This window comes from Streptomyces sp. NPDC052687 (assembly GCF_040678395.1).
Taxonomy (GTDB): Bacteria; Actinomycetota; Actinomycetes; order Streptomycetales; family Streptomycetaceae; genus Streptomyces.
Genome location: NZ_JBFATR010000056.1, coordinates 1 through 24,533 on the forward strand (window position 1 = coordinate 1; position 24,533 = coordinate 24,533).

The 24,533-nt window shown below is 72.3% G+C and carries 16 protein-coding genes and 1 pseudogene; 3 read left to right on the forward strand and 14 right to left on the reverse strand.

The genetic code is table 11. The features are described from left to right. A pseudogene (locus AB0K92_RS29495) lies at positions 1-671 on the reverse strand (hypothetical protein); the annotation flags it as partial. Between the two features lie 125 nt (positions 672-796). On the opposite strand from AB0K92_RS29495, the gene AB0K92_RS29500 reads away from it, so the two are divergent. Then, positions 797-2,089, forward strand: coding sequence for a cation:proton antiporter (locus AB0K92_RS29500; RefSeq protein WP_365927882.1), 1,293 nt, complete (start codon positions 797-799; stop codon positions 2,087-2,089). Between the two features lie 151 nt (positions 2,090-2,240). Here the strand turns inward: AB0K92_RS29500 and fxsT are convergent, their stop codons facing one another. The 6 genes from fxsT to AB0K92_RS29530 all read right to left on the reverse strand — a co-directional run bounded on the left by fxsT (position 2,241) and on the right by AB0K92_RS29530 (position 14,859). Further along, the gene (fxsT, locus tag AB0K92_RS29505; RefSeq protein WP_365927884.1) at positions 2,241-6,791 is read right to left on the reverse strand and encodes an FxSxx-COOH system tetratricopeptide repeat protein; all 4,551 of its coding nucleotides are present in this window, start codon (positions 6,789-6,791) and stop codon (positions 2,241-2,243) included. After that, a complete protein-coding gene (locus AB0K92_RS29510; RefSeq protein WP_365927886.1) occupies positions 6,792-7,844 on the reverse strand; it encodes an AAA family ATPase in 1,053 nt (350 codons plus the stop codon). Between the two features lie 11 nt (positions 7,845-7,855). Next, a complete protein-coding gene (locus AB0K92_RS29515; RefSeq protein ID WP_365927888.1) occupies positions 7,856-9,388 on the reverse strand; it encodes a hypothetical protein in 1,533 nt (510 codons plus the stop codon). A gap of 169 nt (positions 9,389-9,557) precedes the next feature. Then, positions 9,558-12,122, reverse strand: a complete 2,565-nt coding sequence (locus tag AB0K92_RS29520) for a polynucleotide kinase-phosphatase (protein WP_365927890.1) — start codon at positions 12,120-12,122, stop codon at positions 9,558-9,560. Beyond that, entirely contained in the window at positions 12,119-13,756 is a 1,638-nt protein-coding gene (locus tag AB0K92_RS29525) for a 3' terminal RNA ribose 2'-O-methyltransferase Hen1 (RefSeq protein WP_365927892.1), read from the reverse strand. The genes AB0K92_RS29520 and AB0K92_RS29525 overlap by 4 nt, the downstream gene beginning before the upstream one ends. A 179-nt stretch (positions 13,757-13,935) precedes the next feature. Continuing rightward, on the reverse strand, positions 13,936-14,859 hold the full coding sequence (locus tag AB0K92_RS29530; protein ID WP_365927894.1) for an LLM class F420-dependent oxidoreductase: 924 nt from the start codon (positions 14,857-14,859) through the stop codon (positions 13,936-13,938). Positions 14,860-15,117: 258 nt separating this feature from the next. Between AB0K92_RS29530 and AB0K92_RS29535 the strand changes: the two genes are divergently transcribed. Further along, a complete protein-coding gene (locus AB0K92_RS29535) occupies positions 15,118-15,312 on the forward strand; it encodes a hypothetical protein (RefSeq protein ID WP_365927897.1) in 195 nt (64 codons plus the stop codon). A gap of 336 nt (positions 15,313-15,648) precedes the next feature. Here the strand turns inward: AB0K92_RS29535 and AB0K92_RS29540 are convergent, their stop codons facing one another. From AB0K92_RS29540 to AB0K92_RS29570, 7 genes are all read right to left on the reverse strand, one after another. Further along, the gene (locus AB0K92_RS29540) at positions 15,649-16,119 is read right to left on the reverse strand and encodes a DUF6099 family protein (protein WP_365927899.1); all 471 of its coding nucleotides are present in this window, start codon (positions 16,117-16,119) and stop codon (positions 15,649-15,651) included. Positions 16,120-16,287: 168 nt separating this feature from the next. Further along, entirely contained in the window at positions 16,288-16,623 is a 336-nt protein-coding gene (locus AB0K92_RS29545) for a nucleotide pyrophosphohydrolase (protein WP_365927901.1), read from the reverse strand. 104 nt (positions 16,624-16,727) lie between these two features. Then, entirely contained in the window at positions 16,728-17,924 is a 1,197-nt protein-coding gene (locus AB0K92_RS29550) for an ATP-binding protein (RefSeq protein ID WP_365927903.1), read from the reverse strand. Positions 17,925-18,005: 81 nt separating this feature from the next. Further along, positions 18,006-18,401, reverse strand: coding sequence for a cell division protein SepF (locus AB0K92_RS29555; RefSeq protein ID WP_166002769.1), 396 nt, complete (start codon positions 18,399-18,401; stop codon positions 18,006-18,008). A 145-nt stretch (positions 18,402-18,546) separates the two neighbouring features. Next, positions 18,547-19,764 carry a serine hydrolase domain-containing protein gene (locus AB0K92_RS29560; protein WP_365927905.1) on the reverse strand — a complete coding sequence of 406 codons (1,218 nt, stop codon included), beginning with the start codon at positions 19,762-19,764 and terminating at the stop codon, positions 18,547-18,549. Between the two features lie 113 nt (positions 19,765-19,877). Further along, on the reverse strand, positions 19,878-21,482 hold the full coding sequence (locus AB0K92_RS29565; protein ID WP_365927907.1) for an MFS transporter: 1,605 nt from the start codon (positions 21,480-21,482) through the stop codon (positions 19,878-19,880). A 280-nt stretch (positions 21,483-21,762) separates the two neighbouring features. Further along, positions 21,763-22,455 (reverse strand): ScbR family autoregulator-binding transcription factor, encoded by a 693-nt coding sequence (locus AB0K92_RS29570; RefSeq protein WP_365927909.1) that lies wholly within the window; start codon positions 22,453-22,455, stop codon positions 21,763-21,765. Positions 22,456-22,825: 370 nt separating this feature from the next. On the opposite strand from AB0K92_RS29570, the gene AB0K92_RS29575 reads away from it, so the two are divergent. Next, positions 22,826-24,511 carry a cellulase family glycosylhydrolase gene (locus AB0K92_RS29575; protein ID WP_365927911.1) on the forward strand — a complete coding sequence of 562 codons (1,686 nt, stop codon included), beginning with the start codon at positions 22,826-22,828 and terminating at the stop codon, positions 24,509-24,511. The last annotated feature ends 22 nt before the right edge of the window (positions 24,512-24,533 follow it).

The window sequence follows — 24,533 nt, forward strand, 5'->3', positions numbered from 1 at the left end:
GGTGGATACGTCCTTCGGGACAGGCGGAAGCGGTGCTGACCTGCGCGTACAGGCGCGTTGAGGCATACGCGCGCGTCGCCGGCCGGCACCAGCGGCGCGTCCGCGTCGAGGGCGTCGGCGATCACGCGGGCGGTCAGCGCGCGGCCCGCGAGGGTGGCCAGCTCCTGCGGGGCGAGGGCGTCGGCGGCCGGTCCGAGCAGCGGGTGCCCGGCCAGCTCCCGGGCGGCGCGGGCCAGCCCGTCCGCCGACTCGCCTTCTTCCAGTGCCACTTGGGCGGGGAGGGCGGTCAGCCGGGCCCGGAGTGGCTCTTCCGGCGGCTGCCGGCCGGGCGGCCGTTCGACCGCGGGCGGCGCGGCCGCGGCGGCGAGGGCCAGCTCGGCGTAGGGGTCGGCGTAGAGGGCGGCCCAGGCGGCGACGTCGGTGTCCGGGCCGGCGGCGTCGGGGTGGTGCGGGGTCTCGGCGAGGGCGGGGCCCCGTCCGGTGGCGCCGGGGGGCGGCGGGAGACTCGCGCCGTCGGCGGCGAGCGTGGCGCCGTGCGTGCCGCCCCAGTAGTACGGCACGATACGTAATCCGTCGCGCGACGCGGTCAGCCCGGCCGCCACGCGCCCCGCCAGCGCAGAGAAGCCCGGTTCGCGTACGCCCGTGCCATGGATGAAGACGACCGCTGTCATGTGCCCCCCGTGAGCCCGGACCCGGGCTGTGTACGACTTCCGTTCGGACGTCAACTTGGCAGTATTCTAGGCAAGTTGACGCACGTTCTACCCCGACGACGACCACCGGACACCGGGGAGACACCGTGAGCTCTGACGCGATGATCGCGCATTTCGTGGGTGCCTCGGCCTTGATCCTGGTGGCCGCCCACGCCGGGGGCCGGCTCGCCCGGCGCCTGAAACAGCCGTACATCGTCGGCCAGTTGGCGGCCGGCATGGCGCTCGGCCCCACCCTGCTGGGCGCGCTCGCGCCGGAGGCGTACGACGCCCTGTTCCCCGGCGCGATCCAGCCGGCGCTGACCGCTTTCGCGCAGTTCTCGCTCGTCGTCTTCCTGTTCGCGGTCGGGTACGAGCTGGATCTGAAGCTGCTCGGCGACCGGGCGCGTACGGCGGTGATCACCGCGCTGGCGACCTTCCTGGTGCCGATGGCGGTGGGCTGCGGCTGCGCGCTGCTCTTCGAGGACTGGCTGCACGGGCTCGGCATGCCCCGGCAGCTCACGCCGTCCATGGTGGTCTTCGCCGGGGTCGCGCTGTCGATAACGGCCGTGCCGGTGCTGACCGCCATCGTCCGGGAGAACGGGCTGGCGCCCACCGTCCCCGGAGTGGTCGCCGTGTCCGCGGCCGGGCTGCTCGACGTGATCGGCTGGACGGTGCTGGCGGGAGCGCTGATGAACAGCGGCCGGGAGCAGTCGTCCGGCTGGGCGTGGCGGGCGCTGCTCGCCGTGGGTTTCGTCGCGCTGCTGCTGCTCGCCGCGCGGCCTGCGCTGCGGTGGCTGCTGCGGCGGGTCCGGCTGGATCCCTCGCTGCGGCTGGCGCTGCTCGTCGGCTTCGCGCTGGGTTCGGCGTGGGTGACGCACACGCTGGGGCTGCATGTGATCTTCGGTGCGCTGCTGGCCGGGGTGGTGGTGCCGCGCGAGAAGGGCGGCACGCTCGACCCGGACCTGGTGCGGCCGCTGCACGAGGTCGGTTCGCTGCTGCTGCCGTTCTTCTTCGTGATCTCGGGTCAGTCGGTGACGCTCCGGGGCGTCGACGGGGCGGGCTGGCTGACCCTGCTCGTGGTGACGGTGCTGGCCGTGGTCACCAAGGTCGGCAGCGGCACGGTGGCGGCGCGGCTGAGCGGTCTCGGCCGGGACGACGCCCGCACGGTCGGCGTGCTGCTGAGCGCCCGCGGCCTGACCGAGCTGATCGCCCTCAACGCCGGCCACCAGGCGGGGCTGCTGAGCGCGCCCCTGTACACGGTGCTGGTCTTCATGGCCCTGGCCACGACTGTGCTCACCCAGCCTCTGCTTCACCTGGTCCGCCGCTTCGCCGCCCCTGCGCCGCAACCGCATCCCGGCCCTGTACCGGTTGCGGTACAGCCGCCCGCCCCCACCCGTTAGGGGTTGTCCGGTCAGGGGTTGTCCGGGCGAGTCGTCGGATCGCCTGTTTCCCGGACGCCGGCCGGTGCCCCGCCGCGCGGCCCTCCGCCCACCGGGCTCCGGTGGGCAGGCGGCCATCGCACGTACGGGGCGCGTCCGCCCACCACCGTGGTCACAGCGGCATCGGCGCCATGTCGCACTCGATCCGCCGCCGCTGGCGAGCGGCGAGCAGCCAGGGGTGGTTCGCGCGGAGCACCCGGCTGAAGCCGTCGACCGCTCTGCGCTGGAGCTCGTCGGCCTCCGCGCCGCGGCCGAGGCCGCGCAGGTCGAGGGCGAGATTGGCGGTGCAGGACAGCGTCAACGGGTGGTGCTCGCCGGCGACCTCGGCGAGCTTCGGACGATTCGCCTCGTCCAGCTCGTAGGCGCGTTCGAAGTCCAGCTGTGCGTACGCCGTGTTGGCCTGGCCGATGGCCACGGTCAGCGTGGTCACGTGATCGGCGCCCACCGTCTCGACGAGCCGTCGCGCCGCGTCGTCCTCGATCTCCTGTGCCGCGTCGAGAGCGCCGAGCGCACGCAGGGTGGCTGCGAGGTTCGCCTTGGTCAGCAGCGTGTAGGCGTGCTGCTCGCCGAGCCGTGCCGCATACCGCCGTGCTGTGGTCTCGCCGAGTTGCCGGGAGCTCTCCAGCTCTCCGGCGAGCCGCTGGTCGACGGCGTAGTTGACGGCCGTCGAGAGTGAATCGGCGTGGTCCGGGCCGTAGCGGGCGTTGAAGCGCCGCAGGGTCTCCGCGGCCAGTTCGGCGGCCTCTTCCAGCGCCCCGTCCCGGCGCCGGCACACCGCGAGGTTGCGCGCGATGCGCAGGGTGAGCGGATGCTCGTCGCCGAACGCCGAACGCGCGCTGCGGTAGACGCCCTCCTGGAAATCGCGGGCCTCGGGATAGTTGCCGCTCTCCCGCATGTCGATGGAGAGCCCGTTGAGGGTGTTCAGGGTGAAGAAGCTGGCCGGCCCGAGCAGCAACTCACGCTGTCGGGCGTTCTCCTGGTCCAGCGGCAGCGCTTCCCGGAACTGGCCGCACAGCCGCAGGTCGACGCCCCAGCTGTGGGTGGCACGCAGGGTGGTGGGGTCGTCGGGCCCGAACAGCGAGCGGGCCAGCTCGGTGGCCTCCTTGCCGAGGTCCCGGGCCTCCGCGAACCGGCCCTGGTACCGACGGGCATCGGCCATCTCGCACAGCGAGTCGATCAGGACCTCGGGGTCGACGTCCGTGCGCCGGGAGGCTTTCAGAGCCTGCTCGGTGATCGGGATGGACTCGGGGATCTGCCCGATCTGCCGCAGCATGAACGCATAGCTCTTGGCCATGCGCAGGACGTGCCCGTCCTCCTCGCCGGAGGCGGCGAGCCAGGCGGTCCATGCCTGCCGCCCGAGGTCGGCGGCGCCCTCGTGGTCTCCCCAGTAGTAGAGGAACAGGACGGTCGAGTAGACCAGTTCGCGGACGAACGTGTCGGTGCTGGTCACCGCGCGCGAGGCGAGGATGTGGGGCAGCAGCCGCTGATAGGCGCGCCACTCCAGGGAGGATCCGTAGTCGCCCGGCTTGGCGGCCGACAGCAGCAGGTGCGCCGCGTCCCGCATCCGCTCCCGCTCCTCGGGGGCGAGTTTGGCGAGCAGCACGGTCTGCAGCAGACGGTGCATCTGCAGGGTGTCGGAGCGCGGGTCCACCTTGATCAGTGAGAACTGGCTCAGGTCGCGGATGGCGCGGTTGAGCTTGATCGACTCGCGCAGCAACGGGTCGACCTCGGGCGTGATGCTGATGCCGCGGCTGCCGCGCAGCATGGACCGCGGGATCGGCTCGGGCGCCATGCTGGCGCAGATGTCCAGGAGCTGGCGGGCGCCCGGGTTCTTCTCCTCGATCCGCTCCAGGGAGATGTCCCAGGCGGCCGCCACGTTGACCGGATAGTCGGGATGTCCGGTGTCCAGCTCCAGGATGTCGGGGCTGCGCTGCTCCAGCATGTCGAGGTACTCGTCGACGAGCATGCCGGTGACAGCGAGCCAGGCGCCGGCCTGCTCCACGGCGAGCGGCAGGTCACCGAGGGCGCGGGCGAGCCGGTCGGCGTCCTCGTCCGGGAGCGCGGGCAGCCGCCGCTGGAGGAGTTCGATGGACTCCTCGCGTTCGAAGACGTTCACCGGGAGCGGCGTGGCCACCCGCTCCCAGCCGCGGTTGCGGGAGGTGACGATGACCTTGCCCGGGCCGTTGGTGGGGAAGTACCTCCGTACCACCTCGATGTCCTCGGCATTGTCGAAGACCAGCAGCCAGTTGTCGTACGGCGAACCGGACCGCAGGGCGTCCAGGACGGCGGGCACGGCGGTGTTGGCGGTGGGGGCACCCACGCTGTCCTGGCGCGGCGCGACCCCGAGCTGAGCGGCGAGGCCGGCCAGCGCGGCCAGGATCATCGGTTCGCGTTCGGCGGGGATCCAGCAGACCACCTTGTACTGGTGCTGGTGGGTGTAGATGTACTCCAGCGCCAGCTGCGATTTGCCGACCCCCCCGAGGCCGTGCAGCGCGTGCGGCAGCACTGCCGCGGTGTCCTGGGCACTCAGCTGCTCCTCCACGGCCCGCAGCAGCGCCTGGCGGCCGACGAACGAGTTGTTCCGCAGGGGAACGTTCACCAGAAGGGCCGGCGTTGCGGTCGTGGTGCTCTGCATGAGCGGCTCAGCCTCCGGGGCTTCTTGTTGGGTCGCTTCGGTCAGCGGGCTCGGCACGGTTTCTCCAGGTGGATCAGGTCGGTCGGGGACACTCGCCCCTGAATCACTGCCTGATCCGCCGCCGGATGATCCCCGGTCGCCCTGGTGGTTCACCTCACCGGGTGTAATCGCGGACAAACCGGCGTAGCTGTCGGTGTCCACCCGTTCGGAGGCCCCGGGTCCGGTGCCGGAGAGGCTGGGTTCGATCCGCTTCGCACGTTCGGCGTACGGCCCCGACAACGCTCGCATCACGGCCAGTTCGCTGCGCGCCCAGGCACGCTGCGCCGGGTCGGGCAGGCTCGCGCCCATCGGGTCGCGCAGGGCGGCGCGCAGCGCGGCGCCACGCTCACCGGCTGCGGGCAGCTCGCCCAGCAGACTGACGGTGCGGGCGAGTTGGCTGCGGGTCGCGGTGGCGAGGAGCGCCTCGCGCACCCCTTCGGCGAACTCGGGGCGGCCCTCGCCGTCGCTGTCCCAGTCGATCAGCCCGCCCATCAGGATCTCGGCGAGATGATCCGGCCCCGTCTCGGGCATGGTCCGCCGCCGCAGCTGCTCGATGAGGTCGAAGTCCAGCGGGACGGCGGCCAGTTGGACGGCGAGCCGGCGCGCCGCGGGACTGGCGAGGGTGAGGAACCGGCGGACGGCGGCGCGCGGGCGGCGAGGAGCGCGCAGTCCGGGCGCGGGCGCTCCCTTGGTCAAGGTGCCCGCCAGGACCACGGGCAGCGGGCGGCGCACTCCCCGGTCGCCGGTGACGAGGTCGGCCCAGGCGGCGAGGGAACCGGGCTTCATGGACAGCACGGGCACCGGCACGCAATCGTCGCCCCCGGCGGGCAGCGGACGCAGCGGGTCGGGTCCGTCGGCCGGCGACCAGTGTCCGAGGCCGTCGTTGGGAGCGCCGAAGCCGCCGGCCTCCAGTACCGCCTGGTAGGGGTAGAGGGAGGTGCGGTGACGCAGGTGGGGTGGCAGGAGATGCACCAGCGCGGTGGGCCCGGCGTGGGCGAGCCGGCCCAGGAGGGCGTCGGCGGCGGATCCGGCCCACCCGTGGGCGAGCCCGTCGGTGACGACGAGGAAGATGCGCCCGCCGCGGCCGTCGATGAGTTCGGCGGGGTCGGTGGCAGCCTGCCCGGCACCCCAGCGCAGGGTGGCACCACCGGTGCGCGGCAGGTGCACCCGGACCGCGCGCACGCCCCGGAAGGCGCCGCTCTGTTCGGCGGCCTCGGCGAGGCGGGCAGTGGTGTCCTCCCAGATCCGCATGGTGGGGGCGTCGTCGAGGAGCAGCACCAGGTCGAAGGCGGTGGTCCGGGCGGGACGCAGGAAGGGGAGCCACAAGCCGTCGACGACCCCCTGCTCGGCTGTGGTCTCCTCGTCCAGTTCCAGGGTGACGCGGTCGGGCACGCGGCGGGCCATCCGGTGCAGGGCGCGGGCGAGCAACGTCGTGCGGCCGGACGGGAGCGGCGCCGGCTCGGCCTCGGGCAGCAGGGGGCGTCCGACGTGCAGCGTGAACGGCACCTGGGGGTCGGGAACGGCTAACCGGCGTGCTGGACGCGGCGGCAGCGGCGGGCCGGTGGTGGCGGCCGGATCGCGGGACGGCCTCCCGCCGGGCCCCCGGACGGGGCGTACGTCCGGTTCGACGCCGAGGGCGGACGGTTCGGCGCCGTCGGAGGGGTGTGTCCGGGGACGGGCGGCGTCCTCGACGAAGGGCGCTTCGGGGCCTGGCCTGCCGGACGCGTTCTCGCGACCGGGGCCGGTCGGGCCACCGTGGCGGTCCCAGTAGGCGGCGAGCCAGACGGCGTCGGCGACCTCACGCCAGCCCGGAAGCTCCTCCGCTTCGGCGTACGGTTGTGCGTGGTCGTGGTACGGCGAGTCGCGCGGCGTGCCTTCGTCCTCGCCCGCGTACCCGTTGGGCTCCGGGTACGCCGAGGGAGGCGACGAGCCCGAGGCGTGGGCGCTGTCGCCGCGTCCGGATGCGTGCTCCCTGGGAAAGCCGTTCATTCAGCGGCCCTTCGCGAGGTCGCGGAGGAGCATTTCCACGAGCCTAACCCCGTGACCGTCGCTCTGGAAACCACCCGCCGTAGTCATATGGACAGCGTTCAGTAGCTGGTCCAGGGAGTGGGTGCCCCCTGCCTGGACCCGCTGGACGAAGAGGTCGACCAGTTCCTCGGTGCCCTGCGGACGCATGCCGAGATGTCCTTCCACCATGGCCAGTAGTTGCTCCCTGGTGGGTACCCGCATCTCCAGCGGCAGACAGCGCCTGCGGAAGGCCGCCGGGAATTCCCGCTCCCCGTTGCTGGTGATCACCACGATCGGGAACTCCCGGCACTCGATCCGCCCGTCGCGCACCACGGCGTACCCGCCGGGGTCGTCGGTGTGGACGCGGGCGACCCCGGCGGCGTCACGCACCAGTTCCGGGACGTCATAGCTTCCGTTCTCCAGGACGTGCAGCAGGTCGTTCGGCAGGTCGATGTCGCTCTTGTCGAGTTCGTCGACGAGGAGCACACGGGGTCGATCGTAGGGCAGAAGCGCCGTGCCGAGCGGGCCGAGCGTAATGAAGTCGCCCAGTACAGGCGGGAGTTGAGCGTCGCTGTGTTCGGAGTCCGGTGGCGCCGCGTCGCGCAGTCCGGCCTGCCAGGCGGCGATGGCCTGGGCGCGGCCCATCGCGTCGTGGCTGTAGAGGCCGTCGCGCAGGGTGGTGCGGCTGACCACGTTCCACTCCAGGACCCTTCCGAGCCCCAGTTCGCGGGCGATGACGTAGGCCAGCGTCGACTTGCCCACTCCGGGCGGACCGGTGACCAGCAACGGGCGGCGCAGCAGCAGGGCGGCGTTGACGGTGTCGATCTCGTCCGGGCCGAGCTGCGGGGTGATCTCGCCGGGGCCGAGCCGGCGCTCGGCGGCCTCCGGGTCGTCCGGCGGGGCCGGCTGGAGCGGGCCGCCGCGGAACCGGCGCCAGGGAGGCGGTTCGGGCAGTGCCGGCGACACCTGCGGCGCCCGGCCGGTGGCGTGGAAGACGCGCCAGCCGCCTGGTTCCGTGTGCTCCTGCACGGTCATCCCGGTGCCTCCTAGCTGGCGAGGTCGTCGTGGTCGATGGGGTGGAGGTCGACGGGACGCGTCGGGTCGTCCCAGAAGAACGCGATGTGTCTGCCCAGCAGGTGCGGCTGGCTGTGGAGTTCGGCCTTCTGGCGCAGGCGGTGTATGGCCATCGGTATCTGTGCCGATGTCGGTACGGAGGCGAAGACGGCTGTGACCACTTCCCGCCGCTCCTCCACGAACACCCCCCTGCGATCCCAGACCGCCAACCCGATCCCCTCCGCGATGGCCGCCTTCAGCGCCTCCCGCGCGAAGTCGTCCGCCGGTGCGTCCAACACCACCGCGGTGTGTCTGGATTCCCCGGCGAGGGACATCTGCCACGCGTCGAGCCGCTGTGCGTCCGCTCCGCTCCAGCCGTGCACGGCGACGCCATGCCGGCGCAGGGCCCGCCAGCGCTCGCGCCACTGGCTTCGTACCAGGACATCGTCCGTCCGCATCCGCTCCAGACTGCGCAGGTGTACGCCGTACTTCAGGCCCAGCGGCAGTGGTCGCCCGTCGCCGGAGCGCACCGGCAGGCCGGCGACATCATGGTTGAGCAGGTCGTACGGAAGGACGAACTCGATGTACGGCGGCTGCTGGTCGCGGCCGCCCGGATCGGGCCCGCGCTGTGCGGCCCAGAGCCGGGCGCCCTGCTGGAGCGCTATTTCCACGGCCCGTCCCAGACCGTCCAGAGTGGTGACGGACGGTTCCCCGGGCTGGGGGTCCCAGTGACCCGCGACGGTGTTGAGCCAGGTACGGACGACGACTTGGTCGGTCCCGTCCCGGGTGGGTTCGACCGCGATGATCAGACAGCGGGGGACGTCGGGGTCGCTGGTCACGGCGGCCCGGTCGGCGCGGCGCCGGCGGATCGCCTCGGTGAGTCCGGCGCGGTGAGCCCAGCCGTCGACCCAGGCGGTCAGGGCGGCGCGGTGGGGCGCGGGGGCGAGCCGGGCGGCGTGGTCGACCAGGAGCACGGCGGGCGGCAGACCGTCGAGCTGAGTGCTCCACTCGACGACATGGGTGAAGAGCTGTTCGGGCGTGAGGCCGTCGGGGAGCTGGAGGCCGTTGAGTTCCTCGACGAGGCCGTCACGCAGGCGGGTCGCGGGCACCTGGGCCCGGGCCTCGGCCAGTAACGCGCGAGCGGTGGCCTCGTCGTGGCCGGAGAGCGGGCCGGGCACTTCGGGGGCGGGCGGGGCGGCCGGCTCGATGAGCCGGTGGAGCTCGTCGGCCGCGGCGGGCCCCTCGAAGATTCTCACCACCGTGACCAGCACGCGCTCGCCGTTCGGCACGTTCAGCGCCGCACGTATCAGCCTCACCACGTCTTCGCGGAGCTTGACGCCGCGGATGTCGACCGGCCGGTTCAGATGCTCGCCGAGAACCAGTGCGAACTGCGTCCGCTCCTGTGGGTCCGCCATGCAGCCCAGTTCGCAGAACGCGTCGGTCAGCCGTAGGAGAAGCTCCAGGCCCCGGGCGCGCGCGGCCTCGTCGTCCGGCTCACCCGCCGTACCGAAACCCGCGCCTGTCACCACCGACTTTCCCCCTGAGCCGGTTACGCCTGCCTGACCGTCCGGAAGTTAGCACGGCAACCAGCGGTTAACCAGGGACGAGTGGGACCGGGCCGACGGGAGCGGCGGGTCCGGCCGAGATCGCCCCCTTCACGAGGGCGACCTGGCCGGAAACCGCCGCCGGACCGGCTCAGAGCCGGGGGTCGACCGGCTCGGACTCCAGGGCGAGGACCGCGAAGACCGCTTCGTGGACCCGCCACAGGGGCTCGCCGTCCGCCAGGCGGTCCAGGGCCTCCAGGCCGAGGGCGTACTCGCGGATCGCCAGCGACCGCTTGTGGTTCAGGAACCGCTGCCGCAGACGGGCCAGGTTGTCCGGGCGGGTGTACTCCGGGCCGTAGATGATCCGCAGGTACTCCCGGCCGCGGCACTTGATGCCGGGCTGCACCAGCCGCCCCTGCGCGTCGCGCACGAGGGCGCCGACCGGCTTGACGACCATGCCCTCGCCGCCGCGCCCGGTCATCTCCAGCCACCAGTCGACACCGGCCCGCACCGACTCCGGGTCACCGGTGTCGACGTAGAGCCGCCGGGTGGTCTGCAGCAGTCCGGTGCCGTCGTGCTCCACCAGCCGGTCCAGCAGGGCCAGTTGCTCGTCGTGCGGCAGTCCGGCGAGGCTGCGCCCGTGCACGGCCAGGATCTGGAACGGGGCGAGGCGCACGCCGTCCAGTCCGTCGGTGGTCCAGCAGTAGCGTCGGTACGCCGCGGTGAACGCGGCAGCGTCCGCGGCCCGTTCACGCTGGCGCTGCAGCAGGCCGCCCACGTCGACCCCGCGCGCGGCGGCGCCCTCCAGCGCCGACAGCACGTCCGGGAACACCGCCCCGGAGGCGGCGCCGACCGCGGCGTACTGGCTGCGCAGCAGTCCGGACGCCTTCAGCGACCACGGCATCAGCTCGGCGTCGAGCAGCAGCCAGTCCGTGTCCAGCTCGGCCCACAGCCCGGCGGCGTCGATCGCCTCCCGCAGCCGGCCGAGGATCGCCTCGGTGACCGTCTCGTCGTCGAAGAAGGGGCGCCCGGTGCGGGTGTACAGCGAGCCGGTCGGCCCTGCCCCGCTCGCAGGGGAGGTGCCGCCCACCCCGAACCGCTTCCGCGCGGCCTCCGCGTCCTTGCAGACCAGCGCCACCGCCCGCGAGCCCATGTGCTTCTCCTCGCACACGACCCGCGCGACACCGTCCCGGGCGTACTGCGCGAACGCCTCCGCCGGGTGCTCCAGATAGCCGTCCTCGTGGCTGGTCGCGGTCGGCGCCATGGTCGGCGGCAGGTACGGCAGCAGCCTCGGGTCGATGGCGAAGCGGCTCATGACCTCCAGCGCGGCGGCCCCGTTCTCCTCGCGCACCGAGATCCGGCCCGCGTACCGGGTTTCCACGATCCGCCGGCCGGCCACGTCCGCCAGGTCCAGCGGCCGCCCGTCGTGCCCGCCGGGCGCCTCGCTGCGCAGCGGCTTCACCGGCTCGTACCAGACCCGCTCCGCCGGTACGTCGACCAGCTCCCGCTCCGGCCAGCGCAGCGCGGTGAGCTTGCCGCCGAAGACGGCGCCGGTGTCCAGGCAGATGGTGTTGTTCAGCCAGGTGGCCTCCGGCACCGGGGTGTGGCCGTAGACCACGGCGGCCCGGCCCCGGTAGTCCTCGGCCCACGGGTAGCGCACCGGCAGCCCGAACTCGTCGGTCTCACCGGTGGTGTCGCCGTACAGGGCGTGCGAGCGGACCCGGCCCGAGGTGCGGCCGTGGTACTTCTCCGGCAGGCCGGCGTGGCAGACCACCAGCCGCCCGCCGTCGAGGACGTAGTGGCTGACGAGTCCGTCGATGAACTCGCGCACCTCCTGCCGGAACTCCTCGCTCTCGCCCTCCATCTGCGCGATCGTCTCGGCGAGCCCGTGCGTGTGCTGCACGCCCCGGCCCTTGAGGTAGCGGCCGAACTTGTTCTCGTGGTTGCCCGGCACGCACAGCGCGTTGCCGGACTTGACCATGGACATCACGCGGCGCAGCACACCCGGACTGTCCGGGCCGCGGTCGACCAGGTCACCGACGAAGACGGCGGTACGGCCCTGCGGGTGGACGCCGTCGACGTAGCCCAGCTTGCCCAGCAGCGCCTCCAGTTCCGCGGAGCAGCCGTGCACGTCGCCGATGATGTCGAACGGGCCGGTGAGGTGGGTGAGGTCGTTGAACCGCTTCTCGGTGACGACGGTGGCGTGCTCGACCTCCGCGACGCCGCGCAGCACGTGCACCTTGCGGAAGCCCTCGCGCTCCAAGTGCCGTACCGAGCGGCGCAGTTCGCGGATGTGGCGCTGGATGACCCGGCGCGGCATGTCGGCGCGGTCGGTGCGGGCGGCGTTGCGCTCGGCGCAGACCTCCTCGGGCACGTCGAGCACGATGGCTATCGGCAGCACGTCGTGCCGCTTGGCCAGGTCGAGCAGCTGGCGCCGGGACTCCTTCTGCACGCTGGTGGCGTCGACGACCGTGCGGCGGCCGGCGGCGAGCCGCTTGCCCGCGATGTAGTGCAGCACGTCGAAGGCGTCCGCCGACGCGCTCTGGTCGTTCTCGTCGTCGGCGACCAGGCCGCGGCAGAAGTCGGAGGAGATCACCTCGGTCGGCTTGAAGTGCCTGCGGGCGAACGTCGACTTGCCGGAGCCGGAGGCGCCGACGAGCACGACGAGGGAGAGGTCGGTGACGGGGAGGACCCGTCCCTTCGGGGTCTCGGTCATGCTGCCTTCGCCTCCTTCTCGTTCCTGGTGGTGGTCAGGGTGAACACGGCCATCTGGGTGGGCGGTCCGACCTCGGGGTCGTCCGGGCCCACGGGCCGGAACTCCACTTCGTAGCCGTGCCGTGCGGCCACCGCGGCGGCCCAGGTGCGGAACTCCTCGCGGGTCCACTCGAAGCGGTGGTCGCGGTGGCGGACGTGGCCGGCCGGCAGGCTCTCCCAGCGGACGTTGTACTCGACGTTCGGGGTGGTCACGAGGACCGTGCGGGGGCGGGCGGCGCCGAACACCGCGTACTCCAGGGCCGGCAGCCGGGGCAGGTCCACGTGCTCGATGACCTCGCTGAGCACCGCGGCGTCGTAGCCCTTGAGCCGGCTGTCGGTGTAGGCGAGCGAGCCCTGCAGGAGCGTGACGCGTGACGCCTGCCGCTCCCCCATGCGGTCCAGCTTCAGCCGGCGGGCGGCGATGGTGAGGGCGCGTGTCGACACGTCGACGCCCACGATCTCGGTGAACCGGGGGTTCTTCAGCAGCGTCTGCACCAGGTGCCCCTCGCCGCAGCCCAGGTCGAGGACGCGGGCGGCGCCGGACGCGGTGAGCGCGGCGACGATCGCCTCGCGGCGCCGCACGGCGAGCGGGACGGGCTTGTCGGCTGCGGGCGCTGTGTCCGCCGCGTCCGTGGCGTCCGACGGGTCCGCTGTGGCGGTGGCGGGCTCGGTGGTGCCGTCGGGCACGACCGCGGCCTCGTCCTCGGTACCCGCCTCGGCCCCGATACCCGCCTCGGCCCCGATACCTGCCTCGGCCTCGATCTCCGCCTCGGCCCCGGTCTCCGCGGCGACGGCGTTGTCGATGGACTCCACCTCGGTGTCGTCCGTCTCGGCCAGCCGCACCAGCTCCAGGCGGCTCATCGCCTCCCGGGTCAGCGACCAGCGGCGCGTCAGATAGCGGCTGGTGATCAGCTTCTGCTCCGGGTGCTCGGCCAGCCAGCCCTCGCCGGCCCGCAGCAGCTTGTCGACCTCGTCGGCGGAGACCCAGTAGTGCTTGGCGTCGTCCAGGACCGGCAGGAGGACGTAGAGGTGGCGCAGCGCCTCGGCGAGCGTGCGGGTGTGCCCCTCAAGGGTCAGCCGTACGTACCGGGAGTCGCCCCACTCCGGGAACTCGGTGTCGAGGGCGATGGGTTCGGCGGTGACCGTCCAGCCCAGCGGCTCGAAGAGGCGGCGGACCAGGTCGGGGCCGCCGCGGGCGGGCAGCGCGGGCACCTTGACGCGCAGCGGCCGGGCCTGCTCCGGCAGTTCCGGCCGGGCGTGGCAGACCCCGCGCATGGCGCTGGAGAAGACGGCGCCGATGGCCACCGCGAGCAGCGAGGAGGCGGCGTACGGGCGGTCGTTGACGTACTGCGCGAGCGCCGCGTCGGGGGCGCCGCCGCGGCCCTTGCCCTTGCCGCGCCGGACCAGTGCCACCGCGTCGACCTCCAGCAGCAGCGCCGCCGTGCAGCGCTGCTCGTCCGCCTCGGGGTAGAGGACGTGCGCGGTGCCGTAGGAGGTGGAGAACGCCTGGGCCTTGCCGGGATGCTTGTGCAGCAGGTAGCCGAGGTCGGTGGCCGGGCGTCCGGGCGTGCCGGTGGTACTGATCGTCAGGAACATGCGGAGGGCCTCTCCGGCTGGCGGATGGTGTCGGTGTCGGACGGTGTGCCGTACGCGAAAGCCCCCAGGGTGGTGATCCTGGGGGCTTGGGCAGGACGACCGTCATACGATCGCACACCCGACCGGACCTGCGCCTTCGGTTATTTCCGGCTGTACCCGGCGCACCGTCACGACAGCTGTCACGACAGCTGCGACTGGACCTGCGAGGCGATCAGCTCCAGGTGGTCGAGGTCGTCGAGGTCGAGGATCTGGAGGTAGATCCGGCTCGATCCGGTCTCGGCGTACCGGCCGATCTTGTCGACGACCTCGGCCGGGGAGCCGGCCAGTCCGTTGAGCTTCAGCTCGTCGACCTCGCGGCCGATGGCGGCGGCGCGGCGGGCGACCTCGGCGTCGTCCTTGCCGACGCAGGCGACGAGGGCGTTGGAGTAGACCAGGTCGTCGGCCTTGCGGCCGATCTCCTCGGCGGCGGCCCGCACCCGGCCGAACTGGCGGGCGGTGTCCTCGAGGGAGGCGAAGGGGATGTTGAACTCGTCGGCGTACCGCGCGGCGAGGCGGGGGGTGCGGGTGGCGCCGTGACCGCCGATGAGGACGGGCAGCTTGCGCTGGGCGGGCTTGGGGAGGGCGGGCGAGTTCTTGAGGTCGTAGTACGTGCCCTGGAAGTCGAAGGTCTTGCCCGGCTCGGTGGCCCACAGGCCGGTGACGATCGCCAGCTGCTCCTCCAGGCGCCCGAACTTCTCCTTCGGGAAGGGGATCCCGTACGCGGTGTGCTCCTCCTCGAACCAGCCCGCGCCCAGTCCGAGCTCGACCCGGCCGCCGGACATCTGGTCGACCTGGGCGACCTGGATGGCGAGGACACCGGGCAGCCGGAAGGTGGCGGCGGTCATCAGCGTGCCGAGACGGATGCGCTTGGTCTCGCGGGCGAGTCCGGCGAGGGTGATCCAGGCGTCCGTGGGACCGGGCAGGCCGTCGACGGAGCCCATCTTCAGATAGTGGTCGGAACGAAAGAACGCGTCGAACCCGAGATCCTCGGTGGCCTTCGCCACGGTGAGCAGGGTGTCGTAGCTGGCGCCCTGCTGGGGTTCGGTGAAGATTCGAAGATCCATGGGTCCATCCTGCCTCGCCGGGGTGCGGGCGGGGTGGTGCGGGGTCCGGTGGGCGCCCCCGCGCCGTGCCGTGCCCCCGTCGTCCCCGGGCGGGTGAAAAACGTCAACCGCGGCGCGGGGACGTGCCCGGGCCAGTGACCCGGTCTGGTGGTGATCGTTGGCTCGGGCGGAGCCGGACCGCCCGGTTCCCGCACCGGCGTGTCGTCGCCGGGGCGCCCCGTACCGGCCCCTTGAGGGCCGCGGGCCGAGGAGGCCGTCATGTCCGAGGAAGCCGAGCCGCAGCAGGACGGGTCCGCCCAGCCGAAAGGGCTGCTGCAGCAGATGGAGGAGCTGATGGCGGCCCTGAACGCGAACCTGTCCGCGCTGAACGCGGACCTCCAGGCGGCGGGCCGCGAGCCGGCGGGGGCCGCCGAGGAACGGAGCCGCCAGGGGGCGGAGCCTCCCGTGGCGTGAGAGGGGGTGGAGAGGGGGTTCCGCACTCACTCGGGGGTCCCGCTCTCACTCGGGGGTTCCGCACTCACTCGGGGGTCCCGCACTCACTCGGGGGTCCCGCACTCACTCGGGGGTCCCGCTCTCACTCGGGGGTCCCGCTCTCACTCCGGTGCAGGAACTCCCTCAGGGGCGCGGGGAACTGCGCGACCAGCCCCGCACGGCCCGCACCCGCCGCGAGACGGCGTGGAGCACATTGGCGGGCGGTGCACCATGGCCGGCCGAGCACCATGGCGAGCCGAGCACCACGGCGGGCAGCTGTCCGCACCCGGCGGGAGCCGATTCGCGGGAGCGCGGGACTCAGCCCGCCTCCCGCTGGGGTATCGCCTGTTCTCGGTCCGCCAGTCTGCGCAGCAGCTCGCGGACCCGGTCGCGGGACTCGTCCGCCGCGTCGATGGCTTCCATGCACTGCCAGTACGTCGCCTCGTCGGGCGCGGAGCAGGCGATGCCGACCAGGGCGATGCCGACCTCGCCGAGCAGTCCGCCGAGGTGGGTCAGCGCCCGCCGGGCGTCGCCCAGTTCGGTCAGCTGGGCCGCGCGCAGTTCGCCCGGGGCGAGATCCGGGGTCTCCAGCACCCCGCAGCCCCGGCCCGCCAGTTCCGTCAACCCCAGTGCCTCGCCGCGTAGTTCGGGCGGGCCGAAGACGGCGAGGCGGCTGCCGATCGCCTGCGCCAGCGCCTGGGCCTGCCACACCTCCGTCATGATCTGCGGCACCTCGCCGCTCGCCGCCAGGGCACGCCTGCTCGTCAGGATGAGCCGCACCGCCTCCATGCGCTTCCCCGTCTGTCCCGACGCGCTTTCGGCGCGTCCGCCCGTCTCCACTGGTTCACTACCCAGAGTGAGGGTCGGCGAGGCAAAAGGCCAGAGGAAGACGGAAATTGTGGACAACAATTCGGATTCGCCTCAGATATTGACTGCGGAGAGTAATATCGGATCAGATCATTCCGGGGCGGGGAACCTCTGCTCGTTGCGGTCGATCTTCGCGTCGAGAGCGGCCAGCGGGTCGACGCCGAGCACGTCGCAGAGCCGGAGCAGATAGGCGAGTACGTCCGCGACCTCGTCCCTGACGCGGTGCGCGGTGTCCGGGTCGGACATCACACGCGTCGACTCCTCCGGGGTCAGCCACTGGAAGATCTCGACCAGTTCGGAGGCCTCCACGCTGAGCGCGGCCACCAGGTTCTTGGGCGTGTGGTACGGCTGCCAGTCGCGGGCCGCGGCGAACTCGGCGAGCCGGCGTTGCAGCCGGGGCACGTCGAGCGGTTCACGCGAAGGCATCTGCCCCTCATGCGGCGGGTGCTGAGATGCCTGGGGTGCTTCGGGCGTTCGAGATGTCCGGGGTGTCCGGGGTGTCCGGGGTTGCTCGTGCGGTTCTCGGGAGATCACGCCTTCAGATGTACCACCGTCACCCCGCTCTGCCCGGTCGCCCAGGACGCGTCGCTCACCGCGCCGAGCAGGCGGATGTGCCCGTCCCGCGCGGACCCCGCCGCGAGCCGCAGCAGCGCGCGCCGCTGCGCCGCGTCCACCTGCCGGTCGAGGCCGTCGGCGAGCACGGTCAGCGCCTGAAGCGCCGCGGGCACCTCGCCGGGCGGGTCGACCTCCAGGACACCGGGTCCGGTCAGCAGCACCAACGCCAGAGCCAGATACCGCAGTTCGCCGTCGCCGAGCCGCGCGAAGTCGGTGCGCAGGCCGTCGCCCCGGTCGAGCACGGCGCGCACGGTGCCGTGGCCGGCCGGTTCGGCGAACACGTCCACGACGGGTCCGGCGCAGCCGGCGGCCACCTCCTGCACGAACCGGTCGTGCCGCCGCGCGCACTCCGCGCGGGTGCGCCACAGTACGTCGGCGAGGTTGTCGCAGCCGCCGAGCAGCCGTCCGGAACCGGCCGGCACGGGGGCCCGCATCCGGTCGGGCAGCGGATCGCAGGCGAAGACGGACCGCAGGGCGACCACCATCTGCTCCGCGGCGGCCAGCACGTGGCGCTCTCCGTCGGTCGTGCCCGCGACGCGCAGCGGCAGCAGCGCGGTCCCGAGCCGGTCGTCGGGCAGCGGGGCACGGACGACCGGGGCCTGACCGCCCGTGTGCCAGGCGGCCTGGACCACGTGCCGGGCCGGGTCGCGCAGCGCCGTCTCCAGCAGCACCACCCCGCGCGCGGTGAGCCGCTCCCCCACGATCCGCAGCTCCGGCTCGGCCTGGACCGCGAGGTCCAGCCGGACCGGGCCCTCGGGCCCGTCGGCGGTACAGCCGATCCGGAAACCGCGCCTGCCCTGCGCGTCCGGCGCCATCCGCTCGGGCACGCACGCCACCGGCTCCCGGAACACCTCCCCCACCGGCACGCCCCCCGCGAGCCGCGCCAGCGCCTCGTACGCCCGCAACGCACTGCTCTTGCCCGCCCCACTCGGCCCGGCCAGCAACGTCACCGCCCCCAACGGCAGCGCGACCCCCCGGTGCCCGGCGAACGCGGACAGCCGCAACTCACTGAGATGGGGCCGCAGCGGACGGGGCGGGCGATCCGGTGCGCCGGATTCCCACGGGGACGGACCTCGGGTGCCGGGCGTGGACGCGCCGGAGGAAACAGCCATGTCCGGACCGTAGCCCCCCGTCGGCGGGTGAATCGTTCCGCTTGGGGGGCTTCCTACGATCGGGCGACCGGGTGGGCCGGCTCAGACGCCGGGCAGGCTCGCGCCCTCCATCAGGCCCTGGACCTCGGTACCGGGAGGGGTGAGGAGGAAGACGTTGCGGTCGACGCGGTGCATTCCGCTGGCCAGGCCGAAGACGACACCGGTGCTGAAGTCGAGGACGCGCTTGGCGACCTCGGTCTCCGCGCCGGTGAGGTCGAGGAGGACCGGGATGCCGGACATGAGGGTCTCGGCGACCTCGCGGGCGTCCGCGAAGACGTTGACCCGCAGCACCACGAACCGGCGGCGCGTCTCCGTCTCGGCGTCGGGCAGCGTGCGGTGGTTCACCGCGGACGGCCACGCGTCGCGGCCTCTCAGCGGCACGACCTGGGCGAGCCCCTCCCACTGTTCATCGGTGACGTCGTGACCGTGACGGTTCACCGGCTCCCCCCGATCTGACTCGCACTCATCGCCTGCACCAGCCAATTCTTACGCCAAGTCACCCGTTCGGCCCAACAGCGACACGGTGCGCGACAGAGAGTGATGCGTCTTTCGCCGCCGTACTCCTCGGTACTTCCTCGGTGCTTCAGAGGCCGAGCGCTGTGCCTTCGGCGCTGGTGCTGCGGGTGAGCAGGTCGGCGACGCGAGCGATCAGCTGGCTCTCCTGGCCGTCGCGGGCGGTCGTCGGATGGTAGGCGAGCACGAAGCGGCGCCGCTGGTCCCGGGTGGAGAACGCGGCGTTCTTGTAGCCGTACGTCTCGCCGGTCTTGCCCCAGAGCGTGACGCCGTTGACGGTGGCCTGCTGCAGGCCGGTGCTGTAGCGGGCCGGGGAGCCGTCCAGCATGCGCACGTCCTTCGGCGGCAGCGTGAACATCAGCCGAAGCGGTTCGGGCGGGAGCAGTTCGCCGGAGAACAGGGCTGCGAGCATCCGGTCGACGTCGGTCGTGGTGGAGATCATGTCGCCCTCACCGCGCATGGACGACGGATCGTAGGCGGTGATGTCCCGCAGGCTGCCGTCGGTCATGCGCAGATAGCCGTGCACGTGCCGGCCGTGGATGTGCGGGTCGTCGCCGGGCACGACGGTGTGCGCCAGGTCCAGCGGACGCATGATGCGGTCTTTGACGGCTTCCCCGTACGGGCGGCCGGTCACCTGGTCGATGATCAGCGCGGCCAGTACGTAGTTGATGCCGCGGTATTCCTGCCGGGTGCCCGGATCGAACTTCAGCGGACCGTGGGTCGCCGTCGCCACCCACTCCCGCGGCGTCCAGTGATCGAAGCGGTGGCGCAGCACCTCCTCCGGGGTCTTCGGCTCCGGTATGCCGACGTGGTCGGGCAGTCCGCTGGTGTGGTTCAGCAGGTGGGCCACGGTGACAGCCGCGAAGCGGCGCGGCAGCAGTCCCGGCAGGAGGCGCCGCACCGAGGCGTCCAGGTCGACGCGGCCCTCCGCTGCCAGCTGCAGCATCACCGTGGCGACGAAGACCTTGGTGATGCTGCCGATGCGGACTCTGTGACGGGCCGTCACCGGCCGTGGCGTGCGGATGTCGGCCACGCCCGAGGTGCCGTACCAGCGGCCGGCCGGGCCGCCCACGCGTAACTGGGCGGCGGTGGACGGCGGATGCTCCAGATCGTCGATCGCGGCCCGCAGGGCGATCGGATCCAGTGGCGGGAGCGGCGGGAGCGGCGGGTGCTGTGCGGGCGAGGCGTCGGCGCGGCGTGCGGGCAGCATCGCGGTGGTGGCCAGCGCGGCCGTCCCCCACAGGGCGACGCCCGCGAAGGCCCTTCGTGACATACGCGTTGAGGTCATGTCCTCACCCTGTCAGCGGGCGCACGCCCGAACATCAGGGTCCGCCCCGGAGTGATCCCCGATCACACCCTGACCCGGCCAGCAGACGGATGACCTGCCCGGCACCGCCACCTTCACGCGGAGTGGACGGTCTCGGGTTCCGGGGGTGCCTCGGTGGCGGACCGGTCCTGCCGCGCGGCCCGTGGGGGCTTGATGCGGAAGGCCAGGAAGGCACCGGCGACGGCGGCGATGCCGCCGGCCAGGGCGGACAGCCGCAGGCCGTCGACCACGTCGCCGACCGGGTTGGCGGCGCCCTCGCTCAGGTCCAGGCCGGCGTTGGCGACGGCGATGAGCAGGGCCATGCCGACCGCGCCGCCGATCTGGGCCGACGTCTGCGTGAGGCCGGACGCGACACCCTGCTCGTCGGGGGCGGCGTCCGAGCCCGCGGCCATGAACATCGCCGGGTAGATCATGCCGGCGAACAGACCCCACAGCAGGACGGCGGGGAGCAGCGGCAGGAAGCCGGTGTCGGTGGACATGGTCAGCGACAGGACGATCATCGAGGCGCCGACCCCGGTCAGGCCGGAGAACAGCGCCCCGCGGACGCCCCAGCGCTTGACGACGGCCGGCAGCAGCTTGCCGGAGCCGAGCATGGCGACCGCGCTCATCGGCAGGAACGCGAGGCCGGCCTCCAGCGGGCTGTAGCCGAGGACGTCCTGGAGCTGGATGAAGAACAGGTAGTGCAGGGTGTTGATGGCGCCCTGGAAGACGAAGATGATCAGCATCGCGGTGAGCAGACCGCGGTAGCCGAACAGCCGCGGCGGGGCCAGCGGGTCGCCGGCCTTCGCCTCCACGGCGAAGAACGCGACACCGAGGACCAACCCGACCGCGATCGTGGTCAGCGTCCGGACGGAACTCCAGCCCGCCTCCGGGCCGTTGATCAGGCCGAAGACCAGCAGGGTGGACGCGGCGGTGGCGAGCAGCGCGCCGGGGACGTCGAACGCGCGGGAGTCACCGCTGCCGGCGTCGGGTGCCAGCCAGGCGTAGCAGCCGGCCACGGCGAGCACGCACAGCGGCACATTGACGAAGAACACCCAGGCCCAGCCCAGGTAGTCGGTGAGCAGACCGCCGACCAGGGAGCCGATGATGGCGCCGGACGCGCCGGCCGTTCCCCAGACCGCGTACGCCCGGTTGCGGACCGGGCCCTCCTCGAAGCTGGTGTTGATCAGCGACAGGGTGGCCGGGAAGAGCAGCGCGCCGCCGAGGCCCTGCACGACGCGCGCGGCGACGAGCAGGCCCGGTTCGGTGGCGAGACCGCCGGCGATCGAGGCGAGCGCGTACAGCGCGAGGGCGAGGACCAGCATCCGGCGGGCGCCCAGCCGGTCGACCGCGCGGCCGCCGAGCAGCAGGGCGCCGCCGAGACCGACGGAGTAGGCGCTGACGACCCACTGCAGGGACTGCGCGGAGAAGCCGACCTCTCGGCCGATCTCGGGCAGCGCCACGTACACGATGTTGTAGTCGACGGAGAAGACGAGCATGCAGAACGCCAGCAGTGCCATCTTCACCCCCGGCCGTTGCGGGGACCCGACAGGCCGGGCGGGAGCTTCGGCAGACATACGTCGCCTTCCGTTTGCGGGGTTGTGACGAGGCTCCCAGAAAACAAACCGTCGCCGCCGTTTGTCAAGGGCGGGCGTGAGGATCGACGGCAGCGGAATGGCCACCACCTCCCGGCAGGGCATCACTAAAAGGGGGCAAACACGAAGAAAACGGGCGCACACAGCGCAGACTCGCTGCTCAACACCCGATCCAGGCTCGCTTCAGAAACAGCGGGAGCAGTCTGGTTATGATGGCGGGAAGAGACGAGGGCGGCGGCTTCGACAGCCCGGTCGGTCTACCGCCCGCCCAGCGAGCAGGTCACCTGCCTCCGGTACGGCAATGACGGCCGCCCGGCCCACCCCGGAAAGAGACTGGGTGCGCGGTTTCCCCAGTCGAGAACTTGACGGCCCATACGGCCGAAGGTCACGCGCTCGCCGCCGCACCCGCGGCCGGCTGCTCGTCTCCGCGCAGACGGAGGGCCTCCTCGTAGACCCGCTCCGCGCGGTCGGGGGCGAAGTCCAGCCGGACGAGGACGCCCGGAACGGCGATGGCGGTCAGGAGGTTGAGCATCAGGTCCGTCACCCGCTCCACCATGTCCGCGTGCCCGGTCATGATCTTGGACAACACCTGCACACCGGTGAAGCTGCTGGTGAACAGCATGGCCGTGGAGTCCACGTCGACATGCGGCAGCAGTTCGCCGGCCGCCTTCGCCCGGGCCAGGACCTCCCCGTTGTGGTCGATCCACCCCTGCATCGGCACCCTGCGGTCCAGCCCGTCCTGGGGGGAACCCTGGTCCACGGTGAGACGGATGCTGCCGCGCACCATGGGGTCACCGATGCGCAGCAGATGGGCGAGGAGCAGCGCCTCGTCCAGGCTCTGCTGGAGATACAGCTCCTGCGGCGGGACCGGGGGCAGCGCGGACACCTGCCCGGCCAGCACCTCCTGGGCGAGCTCTTCCTTGGAGGAGAAGTGGAAGTACAGCGCACCTTTGGTCACGCCGCACCTCTTCAGGACCTCCGCGATGGTCGCCGCCTCGTAGCCGACCTCGTCGAACAGCTCCGCCGCCGCCATGACGATCTTCTGGCGCGTACGGATGGCCCGCTCCTGCTGTGCCACTGCACCCCTCCGTCACCTCCCGGACCGAGAAGAGACCGGAAGGTTTGTAATCCTGTAGCCCGCATGGAGCGATGAGCCGGCGCCCGGCCGAACCATCCCCGACCTGCGGGGCCGGGAGCGCGAAAGCGGTCAATTCACGCGTCCGACGGGCACAATAAAACCACCCAGGCGGTTTTGCAAGCTCTTGGAAATAAACCGGGCGGTACGCAATGGACGACCCCTCCCCCACCCCACCCCCTTTCTTCCGCCACTCTTGACGTGTTCCTGGCGCAATGGCTTCATGGGGTACGTCTCATGGGAGCGCTCCCACATGCTCATGGCTCCCTCCCACCCCACCCGCAGGTTTCTTGCCTCACTCCCTGGAGTCGTAGTGAGAACGACAAGAAGCGCCGTACTGACCACCCTGACCGCGCTGGCCACCCTCCTGGGCCTGCTCACGCTCGCCCCGGCCACCGCCGCCCACGCGCAGTCCCCGCCGGCCGCCTCTGGCACCCCCGGCACCCCCGGCACCCCGAGCGCCGCCGCCACCGGTCTGCACATCTCCGGCGGCCGCCTCCTCGAAGGCAACGGCAACGACTTCGTGATGCGCGGCGTCAACCACGCCCACACCTGGTACCCGGGCGAGACCCAGTCGCTGGCCGACATCAAGAAGCTGGGCGCCAACACCGTCCGGGTCGTGCTCTCCGACGGCCACCGCTGGACCCGCAACAGCCCCGCCGATGTCGCGGCCGTCGTCGACGACTGCAAGGCCAACCGGCTGATCTGCGTCCTGGAAGTGCACGACACCACCGGCTACGGCGAGGAGGCCGCCGCCGGAACCCTCGACCACGCCGCGGACTACTGGATCAGCCTCAAGGACGTCCTGGCCGGCGAGGAGGACTACGTCATCGTCAACATCGGCAACGAGCCCTGGGGCAACACCAACCCGCAGGGCTGGACCGAGCCGACGATCGCCGCCGTCAAGAAGCTGCGCGCGGCGGGCTTCCAGCACACGATCATGGTGGACGCGCCGAACTGGGGCCAGGACTGGCAGGGCGTCATGCGCGCCAACGCCCAGTCGGTCTACGCCGCCGACCCCACGGGCAACCTGATCTTCTCGATCCACATGTACAGCGTCTACGACACGGCCCAGGAGATCACCGACTACCTGAACGCCTTCGTGAACGCGGAACTCCCCATCGTCATCGGTGAGTTCGGCGGACCGCCCGACCAGTGGGGCGACCCCGACGAGGACACCATGATGGCCGCCGCCGAACAGCTCGACCTCGGCTACCTGGCCTGGTCCTGGAGCGGCAACACCGATCCCGTCCTCGACCTGGCCATCGACTTCGACCCGGCGCGGCTCAGCTCCTGGGGCCAGCGCATCTTCCACGGCGCCAACGGCATCGCGCAGACCTCCCGCGAGGCCACGGTCTTCGGCGGCACCGGCCCCGACACCCAGGCCCCGACCGCGCCCGGCACCCCCACCGCCTCCGCGGTCTCCCCCACCTCGGTCACCCTGACCTGGCCCGCCGCCTCCGACAACGTTGCCGTCACCGGCTACGACGTGGTCCGCGTCAGCGGCACCACCGAGACGGCCGCCGCGTCCACCACGACCAACCGCGTCACCGTCTCCTCGCTGACCCCCGGCACGTCGTACACCTTCGCGGTCTACGCCAAGGACGCGGCGGGCAACCGCTCCACCCGCTCCGCCACGGTCACCGTCACCACCGAGAAGGACACCGGCACGCCCGGCAGCGGCTGCGCGGTCGGCTACCGCGTGACCAACCAGTGGCCCGGCGGCTTCCAGGGCGAGCTGACCATCCGCAACACCGGCACCGCGCCGGTCAGCGGCTGGACGCTGGCCTTCACGTTCCCCGACGGCCAGACCATCACCAACATGTGGGGCGGCACCCCGACCCAGACCGGTTCCGCGGTGAAGGTCGCGGCCGCGTCCTACACCGCCACGATCCCGGTGAACGGCTCGGTCACCGTCGGCTTCACCGGCAACCGGGGCGCCACGAACACCGCCCCGACGAGCTTCACCCTCAACGGCACCACCTGCGCGACCAGCTGACACTCCGGCCGACCGGCGGGGA

What these genes read in the sequence shown, in the direction of transcription:
- AB0K92_RS29535 (WP_365927897.1), top strand. Translation starts at nt 15,118, where the DNA reads ATGTCCGAGGAAGCCGAGCCGCAGCAGGACGGGTCCGCCCAGCCGAAA.
- AB0K92_RS29530 (WP_365927894.1), bottom strand. Translation starts at nt 14,859, where the DNA reads ATGGATCTTCGAATCTTCACCGAACCCCAGCAGGGCGCCAGCTACGAC.
- AB0K92_RS29520 (WP_365927890.1), bottom strand. Translation starts at nt 12,122, where the DNA reads ATGACCGAGACCCCGAAGGGACGGGTCCTCCCCGTCACCGACCTCTCC.
- AB0K92_RS29560 (WP_365927905.1), bottom strand. Translation starts at nt 19,764, where the DNA reads ATGACCTCAACGCGTATGTCACGAAGGGCCTTCGCGGGCGTCGCCCTG.
- AB0K92_RS29565 (WP_365927907.1), bottom strand. Translation starts at nt 21,482, where the DNA reads ATGCCCTGCCGGGAGGTGGTGGCCATTCCGCTGCCGTCGATCCTCACG.
- AB0K92_RS29550 (WP_365927903.1), bottom strand. Translation starts at nt 17,924, where the DNA reads ATGGCTGTTTCCTCCGGCGCGTCCACGCCCGGCACCCGAGGTCCGTCC.
- AB0K92_RS29525 (WP_365927892.1), bottom strand. Translation starts at nt 13,756, where the DNA reads ATGTTCCTGACGATCAGTACCACCGGCACGCCCGGACGCCCGGCCACC.
- AB0K92_RS29540 (WP_365927899.1), bottom strand. Translation starts at nt 16,119, where the DNA reads ATGGAGGCGGTGCGGCTCATCCTGACGAGCAGGCGTGCCCTGGCGGCG.
- AB0K92_RS29545 (WP_365927901.1), bottom strand. Translation starts at nt 16,623, where the DNA reads ATGCCTTCGCGTGAACCGCTCGACGTGCCCCGGCTGCAACGCCGGCTC.
- fxsT (WP_365927884.1), bottom strand. Translation starts at nt 6,791, where the DNA reads ATGAACGGCTTTCCCAGGGAGCACGCATCCGGACGCGGCGACAGCGCC.
- AB0K92_RS29510 (WP_365927886.1), bottom strand. Translation starts at nt 7,844, where the DNA reads ATGACCGTGCAGGAGCACACGGAACCAGGCGGCTGGCGCGTCTTCCAC.